Annotated in this window: 15 protein-coding genes and 1 tRNA gene; 15 read left to right on the top strand and 1 reads right to left on the bottom strand. The window is 65.0% G+C overall.

What is annotated here, in order from left to right:
* Positions 1-2: 2 nt before the first annotated feature.
* Positions 3-341, top strand: a complete 339-nt coding sequence (fdx, locus tag M0L44_RS20540; protein ID WP_252772052.1) for an ISC system 2Fe-2S type ferredoxin — start codon at positions 3-5, stop codon at positions 339-341.
* Positions 342-391: 50 nt separating this feature from the next.
* Here the strand turns inward: fdx and M0L44_RS20535 are convergent, their stop codons facing one another.
* Positions 392-655: a hypothetical protein gene (locus tag M0L44_RS20535; RefSeq protein WP_252772051.1), complete on the bottom strand. Its 264-nt coding sequence runs from the start codon at positions 653-655 to the stop codon at positions 392-394.
* A gap of 121 nt (positions 656-776) precedes the next feature.
* Here M0L44_RS20535 and tsaD point away from each other — a divergent pair, with 121 nt between their 5' ends.
* From tsaD to nuoG, 14 genes are all read left to right on the top strand, one after another.
* Entirely contained in the window at positions 777-1826 is a 1050-nt protein-coding gene (tsaD, locus tag M0L44_RS20530; RefSeq protein WP_252772050.1) for a tRNA (adenosine(37)-N6)-threonylcarbamoyltransferase complex transferase subunit TsaD, read from the top strand.
* A gap of 198 nt (positions 1827-2024) precedes the next feature.
* On the top strand, positions 2025-2294 hold the full coding sequence (gene rpsO / locus M0L44_RS20525) for a 30S ribosomal protein S15 (RefSeq protein WP_252772049.1): 270 nt from the start codon (positions 2025-2027) through the stop codon (positions 2292-2294).
* Positions 2295-2500: 206 nt separating this feature from the next.
* Positions 2501-4780, top strand: a complete 2280-nt coding sequence (gene pnp, locus M0L44_RS20520; RefSeq protein ID WP_252772048.1) for a polyribonucleotide nucleotidyltransferase — start codon at positions 2501-2503, stop codon at positions 4778-4780.
* A gap of 10 nt (positions 4781-4790) precedes the next feature.
* Positions 4791-5783 (top strand): NAD(P)H-quinone oxidoreductase, encoded by a 993-nt coding sequence (locus M0L44_RS20515; RefSeq protein ID WP_252772047.1) that lies wholly within the window; start codon positions 4791-4793, stop codon positions 5781-5783.
* Positions 5784-5818: 35 nt separating this feature from the next.
* Positions 5819-6559 carry a triose-phosphate isomerase gene (gene tpiA, locus M0L44_RS20510; protein WP_252772046.1) on the top strand — a complete coding sequence of 247 codons (741 nt, stop codon included), beginning with the start codon at positions 5819-5821 and terminating at the stop codon, positions 6557-6559.
* Positions 6560-6603: 44 nt separating this feature from the next.
* Positions 6604-6954, top strand: a complete 351-nt coding sequence (gene secG, locus M0L44_RS20505) for a preprotein translocase subunit SecG (protein WP_252772045.1) — start codon at positions 6604-6606, stop codon at positions 6952-6954.
* A 121-nt stretch (positions 6955-7075) separates the two neighbouring features.
* Positions 7076-7160: transfer RNA gene (locus tag M0L44_RS20500), tRNA-Leu, on the top strand.
* A gap of 152 nt (positions 7161-7312) precedes the next feature.
* Positions 7313-7672 (top strand): NADH-quinone oxidoreductase subunit A, encoded by a 360-nt coding sequence (locus tag M0L44_RS20495; protein ID WP_252772044.1) that lies wholly within the window; start codon positions 7313-7315, stop codon positions 7670-7672.
* A 69-nt stretch (positions 7673-7741) separates the two neighbouring features.
* Entirely contained in the window at positions 7742-8218 is a 477-nt protein-coding gene (locus tag M0L44_RS20490) for a NuoB/complex I 20 kDa subunit family protein (RefSeq protein ID WP_022981287.1), read from the top strand.
* Positions 8219-8236: 18 nt separating this feature from the next.
* Positions 8237-8836, top strand: a complete 600-nt coding sequence (locus M0L44_RS20485) for an NADH-quinone oxidoreductase subunit C (RefSeq protein WP_252772043.1) — start codon at positions 8237-8239, stop codon at positions 8834-8836.
* Between the two features lie 15 nt (positions 8837-8851).
* Positions 8852-10105: an NADH-quinone oxidoreductase subunit D gene (locus tag M0L44_RS20480; RefSeq protein WP_252772042.1), complete on the top strand. Its 1254-nt coding sequence runs from the start codon at positions 8852-8854 to the stop codon at positions 10103-10105.
* A complete protein-coding gene (locus M0L44_RS20475; protein ID WP_022981284.1) occupies positions 10102-10599 on the top strand; it encodes an NADH-quinone oxidoreductase subunit NuoE family protein in 498 nt (165 codons plus the stop codon). The genes M0L44_RS20480 and M0L44_RS20475 overlap by 4 nt, the downstream gene beginning before the upstream one ends.
* Before the next feature lie 2 nt (positions 10600-10601).
* Entirely contained in the window at positions 10602-11948 is a 1347-nt protein-coding gene (gene nuoF / locus M0L44_RS20470; RefSeq protein ID WP_252772041.1) for an NADH-quinone oxidoreductase subunit NuoF, read from the top strand.
* Positions 11949-11964: 16 nt separating this feature from the next.
* Complete coding sequence (nuoG, locus tag M0L44_RS20465; RefSeq protein ID WP_252772040.1) at positions 11965-14277, top strand: NADH-quinone oxidoreductase subunit NuoG; 2313 nt, start codon at positions 11965-11967, stop codon at positions 14275-14277.
* Positions 14278-14288 lie beyond the last annotated feature (11 nt).

Here is a 14288-nt window from a genome sequence, read left to right as displayed (position 1 = left end):
CCATGCCGATCATCCACATCCTGCCGCACGCCAGCCTGTGTCCCGAAGGCGGTGACATCGAGGCGCCCACGGGCACCTCCATCTGCGAAGCACTGCTCGACCACGGCATTGCCATTGAGCACGCCTGCGAGATGAGCTGCGCCTGCACCACCTGCCATGTGGTGGTGAAGCAGGGTTACCGTTCGTTGGGTGAGCCCGATGAGATCGAGGAGGATCTGCTGGACAAGGCTTGGGGCCTCACGCCGACCTCACGGCTGTCCTGTCAGGCGATTGTGGGGGCCGAGGATGTGACCATCGAGATCCCGAGGTACACCATCAACCACGCGAGAGAGAATCATTGAATAAAAACCCGCCAACCTCCAAGGAGCACGGCGGGTTTTCTTTCAGGAAGTCAGTGGCTGGTGAACAGCTGGAAGGGCCAGCTCAGGCGGCGGCGCTTGGGGAGCTCTTCCTCGGCTTCCCGGGCGTCGAGCAACTCGCAAGTACCCAGGTGGCTGAGCAGGCGCGTGACATCGTGGGCAGAGGCCCCAGTGCATTTCTGCAGATGGATTTCAGTCACGTAGCGCTGCGAGAGTTCACTCACCATGCGCCGGTAGGCGGTTCGGCGAAACTCAGCAGGCAAATCGGGCCAAGCCGTGATCTTGTATTCCTTCATGGTCCCAACGTCCTCGGAAGGGCGGGGCGTTTGTAACGCCCTCATCGATGCACAACAACCCAATTCTCACCAGATTTAGTGACAATATGCTAGCCCTAGATCAAGCAAATTGCGAGATTTCGTGACACTCACTGCTTCCGCCCTGATTCTGGGATTCGAGTCTTCTTGTGATGAAACCGGTGTGGCGGTGGTGCGCTGTGGCTCTGCCGGCGTGCCTCGGTTGCTGGGCCAGGCCCTGCACAGCCAGATCCAGATGCACCAGGCCTATGGCGGCGTGGTGCCCGAACTGGCTTCTCGGGACCATGTTCGGCGTGCCATTCCCCTGGCGCGAGAGGCCTTGCGCGCGGCAGGCGTCGGGCTGAAGGACGTGGATGCGGTGGCCTACACGCAAGGGCCTGGGCTGGCCGGTGCGTTGCTGGTCGGTGCAGGGGTGGCCACTGCGCTGGCGGCGGCGCTGGATCGCCCCACGCTGGCGGTGCACCACCTGGAAGGCCATCTGCTCTCGCCTTTTCTGTCGGCCGATCCTCCCCAGTTCCCCTTTGTGGCCTTGTTGGTCTCGGGGGGGCATACCCAATTGATGCGGGTGGATGGCGTGGGCGCTTATGAGATGCTGGGCGAAACCATCGACGATGCTGCGGGCGAGGCCTTTGACAAGTCCGCCAAACTGCTGGGTCTGGGGTATCCGGGCGGCCCGGCCTTGGCTCGGTTGGCGGAAGAGGGGAGGCCGGACGCCTACGGGTTGCCCAGGCCGCTGTTGCACCAGCCCAATCTGGATTTTTCCTTTGCCGGGTTGAAAACCGCTGTCATGACCACCCTGCAGAAGATGGGGGCCGACCCCTCGGACGCGGCCCGGGCGGATCTGGCGGCCAGCGCCCAGGCGGCCATCGTCGATGTACTGGTGCAGAAGTCCATCAAGGCGATGAAGGCCACCGGTCTGAACCGGCTGGTGGTGGCCGGTGGAGTGAGTGCGAACCGGATGCTGCGCGCTCAACTGGATGCGGCCGCGGCGCGGCGCCAGTGGCGGGTGCACTACCCCGAGCTGGCCCTGTGCACCGACAATGGCGCGATGATCGCCCTGGCTGCGGCCATGCGCTGGCAGGCGGGGCTGGTGCAGCCCTCGCGGGCCTACAGTTTCGAGGTGCGCCCGCGCTGGGAACTGGCCGAGGCTTGAGCCGGCCATCGCTCTGGCGCTGATTGCCTCTTTGGGCTAGAATATTCGACTCTGCACAGGTTTACCCTGTCGGAAGAGCACGGCGCGGGTTGGTTTCACCTGCGACCGCAAGTCATCAACGGAAACCGCAGGCGTCCTGGTCGGCCCCGAGAAGAGGTCAATTCGGAAGTGGCGGAATCCCAAACAAAGGAAATCGCCATGTCCGTGGCAGACCTCAACAAGGCCGAGATCGTCAAGGCCCACGCCCGCGGTGCAGCCGACACTGGCTCGCCCGAAGTCCAGGTGGCCCTGCTGACCGCCCGCATCAACGAGCTGACCCCCCACTTCAAGACCCACGCCAAGGATCACCATGGTCGCCGCGGTCTGCTGAAGATGGTCAACCAGCGCAAGCGCCTGCTGGCCTACCTGAAGGGCAAGGACGCTGAGCGCTACACTGCACTGATCCAGAAGCTGGGCCTGCGCAAGTAAGCCAGGCATCGCTGGTCAAGAGCCTGTCTGGAGTTCCACCCAGCACAGGCTCTTTGTTTTTTCGGAGTGCAACCGGGTTCGGGGTACTGTCGTGTCATTCCAGGGTGAGGGCGGGTCTCTCACGCTGGAATGGCATACCGCCCGACACGGTGACTCCCGGTCCCACGGCGCCGCCGCCAAGAGCGCCGCGTTCACCGGAGACATCCATGAGCATGTTCAACAAAGTCACCAAGTCCTTCCAATGGGGCCAACACCAGGTCACCATGGAAACCGGCGAGATCGCCCGCCAGTCCAGCGGTGCCGTGATCGTCAACATCGAAGACACCGTGGTGCTGGCCACCGTGGTGGCCAAGACCGACCCCAAGCCGGGCCAGGATTTCTTCCCGCTGACCGTCGACTACATCGAGAAGACCTATGCCGCGGGCAAGATCCCGGGCAGCTTCTTCAAGCGTGAAGGCCGCCCCAGCGAACTGGAAACCCTGACCAGCCGCCTGATCGACCGCCCGATCCGTCCGCTGTTCCCTGAGGGCTTCTTCAACGAAGTCCAGGTGGTGATCCATGTGCTGAGCCTGAACCCCGAGGTGCAGGCCGACATCGCCGCGATGATCGCCACCTCGGCCGCGCTGTCCGTCTCCGGCATCCCGTTCAATGGCCCGATCGGCGCCGCCCGCGTGGGCTACGTCAACGGCGAGTACGTGCTGAACCCGGGCAAGACCCAGCTGGCCGACTCCAAGCTGGATCTGGTTGTGGCGGGCACCGAAGCCGCCGTGCTGATGGTGGAGTCGGAAGCCGACCAGTTGTCCGAAGACGTGATGCTGGGTGCCGTGGTGTTCGGCCATGACCAGGGCAAGACCGCGATCAATGCCATTCACGAGCTGGTGCGTGAAGCCGGCAAGCCCGTCTGGGACTGGAAGGCCCCGGCCAAGGACGAGGCCTTCATTGCCAAGGTGACCGAGCAGGCCGAGCCGCAGCTGCGCGCCGCCTACCAGATTCGCTCCAAGCAGGCCCGCACCCAGGCTTGCCGCGAGGCCTACGCCGCCGTGAAGGCAGCACTGACCGAGCAGGGCCTGAGCTTCGACGGCGTCGAGGTTGACGGCCTGCTGTTTGAGATCGAGGCCCGCATTGTGCGCGGCCAGATCCTGGCCGGTGAGCCCCGCATCGACGGTCGCGATACCCGCACCGTGCGCCCGATCGAGATCCGCAACAGTGTGCTGCCGCGCGCCCACGGCTCGGCACTGTTCACCCGTGGTGAGACCCAGGCCCTGGTGGCCGCCACGCTGGGCACCGACCGCGACGCCCAGGTGATCGACGCGCTGGCTGGCGAGTACAGCGAGCGCTTCATGCTGCACTACAACATGCCCCCGTTCGCCACCGGCGAAACCGGCCGCGTGGGCAGCCCCAAGCGCCGCGAGATCGGCCACGGCCGTCTGGCCAAGCGTGCCCTGGTGGCCTGCCTGCCGGACAAGGAAGACTTCCCCTACAGCATCCGCGTGGTCTCCGAGATCACCGAATCCAACGGCTCTTCGTCGATGGCCTCGGTCTGCGGCGGCTGCCTGGCGCTGATGGATGCGGGCGTGCCGATGAAGGCCCACGTGGCCGGCATCGCCATGGGCCTGATCAAGGAAGACAACCGCTTCGCGGTGCTGACCGACATTCTGGGCGACGAGGATCACCTGGGTGACATGGACTTCAAGGTGGCCGGTACCACGCAGGGCGTGACCGCGCTGCAGATGGACATCAAGATCCAGGGGATCACCAAGGAAATCATGCAAGTCGCTCTGGCCCAGGCCAAGGAAGCGCGCATGCACATCCTGGGTAAGATGGTGGAAGCCATGGGCGGCGCCAAGACCGAGGTCTCGCAGTTCGCTCCGCGCCTGTACACCATGAAGATCAACCCGGAGAAGATCCGTGACGTGATCGGCAAGGGCGGCGCCACCATCCGCGCGCTGACCGAGGAAACCGGCTGCACGATCGACATCGGCGAGGACGGCACCATCACCATCGCCTCGACCGACGCCGACAAGGCCGAGTTCGCCAAGAAGCGCATCACCGAGATCACCGCCGAGGCGGAAGTGGGCAAGATCTACGAAGGCCCGGTCACCAAGATCCTGGACTTCGGTGCCCTGGTCAACATCCTGCCGGGCAAGGACGGTCTGCTGCACATCAGCCAGATCGCCCATCAGCGCGTCGAGAAGGTCGAGGACTTCCTGAAGGAAGGCCAGATCGTCAAGGTCAAGGTGCTGGAGACCGACGAGAAGGGCCGCATCAAGCTGTCGATGAAGGCGCTGCAAGAACGTCCGGAAGGCATGGAAGAGGAGCGCTATGAGCGTGCTCCGCGTGATCGTGGCGAACGCGGTGACCGCGGCGAGCGTCGTGACCGCGGCGAGCGCAGCGAGCGCCCCCGCCGCGAGCGTGCCGAGCAGCAGCCGGCTCCTGAGGCGGTGACGGACGACGGCGTCGCCCAGCAGCAGCAACAGCAGCAATAAGCGGCCGCCGATGCGTGCGATCGAGATCACCCGCTTCGGCAAGCCCGAGGTCCTGGTCGAGGCGGTTCGCCCCGATCCGGTCCCGGCGGCCGGTGAAGTCCTGGTGCGTGTGCGTGCCTCCGGCGTGAACCGTCCGGATGTGCTGCAGCGCAAGGGCGCCTACGCGCCCCCGCCGGGAGCCTCCGACCTGCCGGGGCTGGAGATCTCGGGTGAGATCGTGGCGGGCGATGCAGCGGAACTGGCGGCAGCCGGGTTCGCGCTGGGCGATGCGGTGTGCGGCCTCGTGGCCGGTGGCGGCTATGCCGAGCTGTGCGTGGTGCCGCTGGCCCAGTGTCTGCCGGTGCCCGCGGGCCTGAGCATGGTCGAAGCCGCCAGCCTGCCCGAGACCTTCTTCACCGTCTGGTCGAACGTCTTTGATCGCGGCCACCTGGCCGCGGGAGAGACGCTGCTCGTGCAGGGCGGTGCCAGTGGCATCGGCGTGACGGCCATCCAGTTGGGCAAGGCCCTGGGGGCGACCGTGATCGTCACCGCAGGCAGCGACGAGAAGTGTGCGGCCTGTGTGGCGCTGGGCGCCGACCATGCCGTCAACTACCGCACCCAGGACTTCGCCGAGGAGGTCAAGCGCCTCACGGCTGGTCGTGGTGCCGACGTGGTGCTGGACATGGTGGCCGGCGACTACGTCGCCCGCGAGGTGTCTTGTCTGGCCGACGATGGTCGCATCGTGATCATCGCCATCCAGGGCGGTGTGAAGAGCGAGTTCAACGCCGGCGAAGTCCTGCGTCGTCGCCTGACGATCACCGGGTCGACGCTGCGCCCTCGACCGGTGGCCTTCAAGGGCGCCATTGCCGCGGCGTTGCGCGAAAAGGTCTGGCCACTGTTGGTCGCCGGTCGCATCAAGCCGGTGATCGAGCGGGTGTTCCCGGCCGCGCAGGCGGCGCAGGCGCATGCGCTGATGGAATCCAGCCAGCACGTTGGCAAGATCGTGCTGGACTGGGCGGCCTGAGGGCCTGAGAAGAATCGAGAGACAAGAGAGGTTCCATGCGACGCAAGTTGGTGGTTGGCAACTGGAAGATGCACGGCAGCCACAAGGGCAATGCCGAGCTGCTGGCCGGCATCGTCGGTGCGCGCCCCTTCGGTTGCGATGTGGCCGTCTGCGTGCCGTTTCCCTACCTGTCGGAAACGGCTGTGACGCTGGCTGGGGGCGATCTGCGCTGGGGTGCCCAGGACTGCTCGGCTCATGAGCAGGGCGCCTACACCGGTGAGGTGTCCGCGGGCATGCTGGCCGAGTTCGGTTGCCGCTACGCCATCGTCGGGCATTCCGAACGCCGCGCCTACCACGGCGAGACCGATCAGGTGGTGGCGGACAAGGCCAAGGTGGCCCTGTCCCGTGGCATCACGCCCATCGTCTGCGTGGGTGAGACCCTGGCGCAGCGCGACGCGGGGGAAACCGAAGCCGTGGTCAAGCGCCAGCTGTCGGCGGTGATCCAGAAGCTGGCGCACTGCGTCGGCGAGATGGTGGTGGCCTATGAGCCTGTCTGGGCCATCGGCACCGGACGCACGGCTACGCCCGAGCAGGCCCAGGCGGTGCATGCCGTGCTGCGGGCCCAGCTGAAGGCGGCCACACCCCGTGCGGACACCATGGTGCTGCTCTACGGCGGCAGTATGAAGCCGGACAACGCGGCCAGCCTGCTTGCCCAGACCGACATCGACGGTGGGTTGATCGGCGGCGCCGCCTTGAAGGCGGAAGACTTCGTGGCCATCTGTCGCGCGGCCGGCTGAGGACGGCCCGGCACCGTATACATCAATCTTTGGAGTAAGAATTCATGCATATCTGGATGAACCTGCTGGTCGTGCTGCAAATGGTGGCCGCCATCGTCATGATCGGTCTGGTGCTGGTGCAGCACGGCAAGGGGGCCGACATGGGGGCCTCGTTCGGCAGTGGGGCTTCGGGCAGCCTGTTCGGCGCCACTGGCAGCGCCAGTTTTCTGTCGCGCACGACGGCCGTGTGTGCTACGGTGTTCTTCCTGGCGACACTGGGCCTGGCCTTCATGTCCAACAGCGTGTCGCGTGCCCAACCTGCGGATACCGGCAGCAGCGTGCTGGAAAAGGCGGCTCCGGCCGTGCCCCAGATTCCGACGGCGGGTCAGATGCCTGCTTCTGGTGCATCGAACTGACAATCTGTTCGAATGGACTGCCTGGAAGATGAGTTAAGTCATTTTTCAGGCTAGAATCAGTGGCTGTTCGGTGAGCAACACCTCACGCAAACTGGACAGGCACTAGACAGGACTGAACCACGCCGACGTGGTGAAATTGGTAGACACGCTATCTTGAGGGGGTAGTGGCGAAAGCTGTGCGAGTTCGAGTCTCGCCGTCGGCACCAGATTCATCGGCAGAGCCTTCATCCGGAAGCTCTGTCGAGCGCCCTGAATCATCGGGGAAGGCTGGGCGCGCAGTGCCTGGGGGCAAAGCCCCAGGGGGCGCGCCTTTCTCATGTCCGGATGCGCTTTTGACGACTGCTGGAACCTGCCGACCATGGACCTGCAACCTTATCTTCCCGTCATTCTCTTCATTCTGGTCGGAGCGCTGGTCGGGGTTGCCCCGCAGGTGCTGGGCTTTGTGCTAGGCCCCAATCGGCCGGATGCCGAGAAGAACTCCCCCTACGAGTGCGGTTTCGAAGCCTTCGAAGACGCCCGCATGAAGTTCGACGTTCGCTACTACCTCGTGGCGATCCTGTTCATCCTCTTTGACCTGGAAATCGCGTTCCTGTTTCCGTGGGCGGTGTCGCTCAAAGACATCGGGGCGTCAGGTTTCTGGGCGATGATGGTTTTCCTGTCGATCCTGGTGGTCGGCTTTGCCTACGAATGGAAGAAGGGCGCTCTCGACTGGGAGTGATCCCCGGCCGGGTGTTCGAGGCGGCATTCCCTTTGGGGTGTCACGACCACAGCGAGAAGCACACTACACATGGGTAATGAAGGCATTCTGAAGGAAGGCTTTGTCACCACCTCGGTCGACAAGCTGGTGAACTGGTCCAAGACGGGCTCGCTCTGGCCCATGACCTTTGGTCTGGCCTGTTGCGCGGTCGAGATGATGCACGCCGGTGCGGCGCGCTACGACATCGACCGTTTTGGCATGCTGTTCCGCCCCAGCCCCCGTCAGTCCGATCTGATGATCGTGGCGGGCACGCTCTGCAACAAGATGGCCCCGGCGCTGCGCAAGGTCTACGACCAGATGGCCGAGCCGCGCTGGGTGTTGTCCATGGGCTCCTGTGCCAACGGCGGCGGTTATTACCACTACAGCTACTCTGTGGTGCGTGGCTGCGATCGCATCGTGCCGGTGGATGTGTATGTCCCCGGCTGCCCGCCCACGGCGGAAGCCCTGCTGTACGGCATCCTGCAGTTGCAGGCCAAGATCCGGCGCGAAAACACCATTGCCCGCTGAGTGCGGGTGGGTCTACACATGACGCAGAAACTCGATAACCTGCAAGCTGCCCTGACGGACGTGCTGGGTGAGCGCATCCAGCGCCTCCAGCGCGAGCGAGGCGAGATCACCATCACGGTGAAGGCCGCGGACTACCTGGGCGCTGCCAAGGCGCTGCATGACGATCCCCGGCTCCAGTTCGAGCAGCTGATCGACCTGTGCGGCATGGACATGTCCGCCTACCGTAACGCGCCCTGGGAGGGCTCCCGTTTTGTGGTGGTGACGCATTTGCTGTCGGTGTCGCTGAACTGGCGTGTTCGTCTGAAGGTGTTCGCGCCGGATGACGATCTGCCGATGGTGGCCTCGGTGAATGACCTTTGGAATTCGGCCAACTGGTTCGAACGCGAGGCCTTCGACATGTACGGCATCATCTTCGAAGGCCACCAGGATCTGCGTCGCATCCTGACCGACTACGGCTTCATCGGCCACCCGATGCGCAAGGACTTCCCGGTTTCCGGCCATGTGGAGATGCGCTACGACGCCGAAACCCGCCGCGTGGTCTACCAGCCGGTGACCATCGAGCCGCGCGAGATCACCCCGCGCGTGGTCCGCGAAGACAACTACGGCGGCCTGCACTGAGCCCGGGAACCCGTCATGGCAGACATCAAGAACTACACCCTGAACTTCGGTCCGCAGCACCCGGCCGCGCACGGCGTGCTGCGCCTGGTGCTGGAGCTGGACGGCGAAGTCATCCAGCGTGCTGACCCCCACATCGGGCTGCTGCACCGCGCCACCGAGAAGCTGGCCGAGCAGAAGACCTTCATTCAGTCGCTGCCCTACATGGACCGGCTGGACTACGTGTCGATGATGTGCAACGAGCACGCCTACTGCCTGGCCACCGAGCGGCTGCTGGGCGTCGAGGTGCCGCTGCGGGCGCAGTACATCCGCGTGATGTTCTCGGAGATCACCCGCCTGTTGAACCACCTGTTGTGGATCGGCGCGCACGGCATCGACTGCGGGGCGATGAACATCCTGATCTACGCGTTCCGCGAACGCGAAGATCTGTTCGACCTGTACGAGGCGGTGTCGGGCGCGCGCATGCACGCGGCCTACTTCCGTCCGGGTGGTGTCTACCGCGACCTGCCGGACGCCATGCCGCAGTACCAGGCCAGCAAGATCCGCAATGAGCGCGCGATCAAGAAGCTCAATGAGAACCGCCAAGGTTCGATGTTGGACTTCATCGACGACTTCTGCGCACGCTTCCCGAAGAACGTCGACGACTACGAGACCCTGCTCACCGACAACCGGATCTGGAAGCAGCGCACGGTCGGTATCGGCGTGGTGTCGCCCGAGCGTGCCCTGAACATGGGTTTCTCGGGCCCGATGCTGCGCGGCTCCGGTGTGGCCTGGGACCTGCGCAAGACCCAGCCCTACGACGTCTACGCCAACATGGACTTTGACGTGCCGGTGGGCAAGAACGGCGACACCTACGACCGCTACCTGGTCCGCGTGGCCGAGATGCGCCAGTCCAACCGCATCATCAAGCAATGCGTGGACTGGCTGCGCGCCAACCCCGGGCCGGTGATCACCGACAACCACAAGGTGGCACCGCCCACGCGGGTCGAGATGAAGTCGAGCATGGAAGAGCTGATCCACCACTTCAAGCTCTTCACCGAAGGCTTCCACGTGCCCGAAGGCGAGGCCTATGCCGCCGTCGAGCATCCCAAGGGCGAGTTCGGCATCTACATGGTCAGCGACGGCGCCAACAAGCCGTACCGCCTGAAGATCCGCGCACCGGGCTTTGCCCACCTTGCCGCGCTGGACGAAATGGCCCGCGGCCACATGATTGCCGACGCCGTCGCGGTGATCGGCACCATGGACATTGTGTTTGGCGAGATCGATCGATGACACTTTCTGACGCCACCAAGGCCCGCTTCGCCAAGGAAGTGGCCAAGTACCCCAAGGAGCAGGCGCAGTCGGCCGTGATGGCCTGCCTGTCCATCGTGCAGCAGGAGCAGGGCTGGGTGTCCTCCGAGGCCGAGGCCCAGATCGCCGAGTACCTGGGCATGCCCGCCATTGCGGTGCACGAGGTCACCTCCTTCTACAACATGTACAACCAGCAGCCGGTCGGCAAGTTCAAGCTGAACGTCTGCACCAACCTGCCTTGCCAGTTGCGCAACGGCCAGCAAGCGCTGGAACACCTGTGCGAGAAGCTGGGTGTCGAGGACGGCGGCACCACCGCTGACGGCTTGTTCACCGTGGCCAAGTGCGAATGCCTGGGTGCCTGTGCCGATGCACCGGTGATGCTGGTGAACGACCGCCAGATGCTGAGCTACATGAGCAACCAGAAGCTCGACGAGATGATCGACCTGATCCGCTCGGAAGCAGGAAAGGCGGCCTGACCATGGCATTGGATCTCTCCCGTTTCCAAGCCACTGGCCTGGAAACCTGTTTCCATGACCGTCATATCGGCGCCCAGATCTATGCCGGCCTGACCGGCGGCAACTGGCGCCTGCAGGATTACCTGGCGCGCGGTGGCTACCAGGCCCTGCGCAAGATCCTGGGCAAGGATGGCGGCGAAGGCCTGACGCAGGATCAGGTGATTGCCGAGGTCAAGGCCTCGGGTCTGCGTGGCCGCGGCGGCGCCGGCTTCCCGACGGGCCTCAAGTGGAGCTTCATGCCCCGCGCGTTCCCGGGCCAGAAGTACCTGGTGTGCAACTCCGACGAGGGCGAGCCCGGGACCTGCAAGGACCGGGACATCCTGCGCTACAACCCGCACATCGTGATTGAGGGCATGGCCATTGCCGCCTACGCGATGGGCATCAGCCAGGGCTACAACTACATCCACGGTGAGATCTTCGAGGTCTACGACCGTTTCGAGGGAGCCCTGGACGAGGCGCGCGCCGCCGGTCTGCTGGGTGACAACATCCTGGGCAGTGGTTTCAGCTTCAATCTGCACGCCCACCACGGCTTCGGCGCCTACATCTGCGGCGAAGAAACCGCGCTGCTGGAGTCGATCGAAGGCAAGAAGGGGCAGCCCCGCTTCAAGCCGCCGTTCCCGGCCAGCTTCGGCCTGTACGGCAAGCCCACCACCATCAACAACACCGAGACCTTCGCGGCGGTGCCCTGGATCATCCGCAACGGCGGCCCGGCCTACCTCGAATGCGGCAAGCCCAACAACGGCGGCACCAAGATCTTCTCGATGGTCGGCGATGTGGAGCGCCCGGGCAATTACGAGATCCCGATGGGCACGCCGTTCTCCAAGCTGCTGGAACTCGCCGGCGGCGTGAGGGGTGGCAAGAAGCTCAAGGCGGTGATCCCGGGCGGTTCGTCCGCACCGGTGCTGCCGGCCTCCATCATGATGGACTGCACGATGGACTATGACTCCATCAGCAAGGCCGGCTCGATGCTGGGCTCCGGCGCGGTCATCGTGATGGACGAGACCCGCTGCATGGTCAAGAGCCTGCAGCGTCTGTCCTACTTCTACTCGCACGAGTCCTGTGGCCAATGCACGCCTTGCCGTGAAGGCACGGGCTGGCTGTGGCGCGTGGTGGACCGCATCGAGAACGGCCATGGCCGTGCCGAAGACCTCGAACTGCTGGACAGCGTGGCCGGCAACATCATGGGCCGCACCATCTGCGCCCTGGGTGATGCCGCCGCGATGCCGGTGCGCGGAATGCTGAAGCATTTCCGCGACGAGTTCGCGCACCACATCGAACACAAGACCTGCAAGGTCCCGGCCTACGTCTGAGCGGGGCACACACGATATGTTGGAAATCGAACTCGACGGCAAGAAGGTCTCGGTGCCCGAAGGCAGCATGGTGATGCATGCGGCCGATGCGGCTGGCACCTACATCCCGCACTTCTGCTATCACAAGAAGCTCTCCATCGCGGCCAACTGCCGCATGTGCCTGGTGGACGTGGAAAAGGCACCCAAGCCGATGCCGGCCTGTGCGACGCCCGTCACGCAAGGCATGGTGGTGCGCACCAAGAGCGAGAAGGCCGTGGTGGCGCAGAAGTCCGTCATGGAATTCCTGCTGATCAACCACCCGCTGGACTGCCCAATCTGCGACCAGGGCGGCGAATGCCAGTTGCAAGATCTGGCGGTGGGCTACGGGGGGGGGGCCTCGCGCTACGAAGAAGAGAAGCGCGTGGTCTTCCACAAGAACGTGGGCCCGCTGATCTCCATGGAGGAGATGAGTCGCTGCATCCACTGCACCCGCTGCGTGCGCTTTGGCCAGGAAGTGGCCGGCGTGATGGAGCTGGGCATGCAGAACCGCGGCGAGCACTCCGAGATCACGACCTTCGTCGGACAGACCGTGGATTCGGAGCTGTCGGGCAACATGATCGACCTGTGCCCGGTCGGCGCGCTGACGAGCAAGCCCTTCCGCTACAGCGCCCGCACCTGGGAGCTGTCGCGCCGCAAGAGCGTCAGCCCGCACGATGCCACCGGTTCCAACCTGATCGTCCAGGTGAAGAACCACCAGGTCCTGCGTGTCGTTCCGCTCGAGAACGAGGACGTCAACGAGTGCTGGCTGGCCGACCGCGACCGCTTCAGCTACGAGGCCCTGAACAGCGAGCAACGCCTGACCACCCCGATGATCAAGCAGGGTGGCCAGTGGATCTCGGTGGACTGGAACACCGCGCTGGGCTACGTTGCCGACGGCCTCAAGCGGGTCAAGGCCGAGTTCGGCGCCAGCGGTATCGGTGCTCTGGGCTCCGCACACAGCACGGTGGAAGAACTGCATCTGCTGGCCAAGCTGGTGCGCGGTCTGGGCAGCGACAACATCGACCACCGCCTGCGTCATGCCGATTTCACGGCAGGGCAGGGCGTGCGCTGGCTGGGGACCTCCATCGCCGCGCTGTCTTCTCTGGACCGTGCTTTCGTCGTGGGTTCGTTCCTGCGCAAGGATCATCCACTGTTCGCACAGCGCATCCGCCAGGCGGTTCGCCGCGGTGCCCAGGTCTTCAGCCTGAACGCCGTGCATGACGACTGGGCCATGCCGCTGAGCGGTACGGTGACGGCAGCGCCGGCCGACTGGGCCCAGGCCCTGGCCAATGTGGCTGGCTACGTGGCGTCTGCCAAGGGCGTGGCGGCACCGGTCACCGCGCTGGTGTCGACCGAAGCCGAGACCGTGGCGCAGTCGCTGCTGTCCGGCCAGAGCTCGGCCATCCTGCTGGGCAACGCCGCGGCGCAGCATCCGCAGGCGGCCACGCTGCTGGCTCTGGCCAACTGGATCGCTGCGCAGACGGGTGCCACGGTTGGCTACCTGACCGAAGCTGCCAACACGGTGGGGGCTCAGTTGGTGGGCGCGCAACCGGCCCAGGGTGGTCTGAATGCCGGCCAGATGCTGTCTCAGCCGATGAAGGCGCTGCTGCTGCTGAACACCGAGCCAGTGCTGGACGCAGCCGATGCCGCTGCGGCCCGGGCCGCGCTGGAAGGTGCCGGCCTGGTGGTGGCGCTGACCTCGTTCAAGGATGCGGTGGTGCCGAACGCTGATGTGATGCTGCCCATCGCGCCGTTCACGGAAACCGCCGGCAGCTTCGTCAACGCCGAGGGGCGCGTGCAGTCCTTCCATGGCGTGGTGCAAGCCAAGGGCGATACCCGTCCGGCCTGGAAGGTGTTGCGCGTGCTGGGCAACCTGCTGGGCCTGCCGGGCTTCGAGCAGGAGTCGGTCGAGGAAGTCCGTGCCGAGGCCCTGGGCGACGTGTCGACGATTCCCACCCGCCTGAACAATGGCATCGCGCTGGCCGTGAACCTGTCCGCTCCGATGGCCGGTCTGCAGCGCGTCGCCGACGTGCCCATCTACAGCACCGACAGCCTGGTGCGCCGTGCGACCTCGCTGCAGTTGACCCGTGACGCCCAGACGCCGGTGGCCAGCTTGCCGCCTGCGCTGTGGCAACAGCTCGGTCTGACCGAGGGCGCCAAGGTCCGTGTGTCCCAAGGGGCTGCGTCTGCGGTGCTGGCCGCGCGCGAAGATGCCACCCTGGCACCGAACGTGGTGCGCGTGCCGGCCGGCCATGCCGTCACGGCGACTCTGGGTGCGATGTTCGGCGCGATCGCCGTCGAGGCGGCCTGAGGCCAGGGGTA

This window comes from Ideonella oryzae (genome assembly GCF_024055665.1).
Lineage (GTDB): Bacteria > Pseudomonadota > Gammaproteobacteria > Burkholderiales > Burkholderiaceae_C > Ideonella > Ideonella oryzae.
Note: the sequence above shows the minus strand (reverse complement) of the source record. Positions and strands in the feature narration are given on the sequence as shown.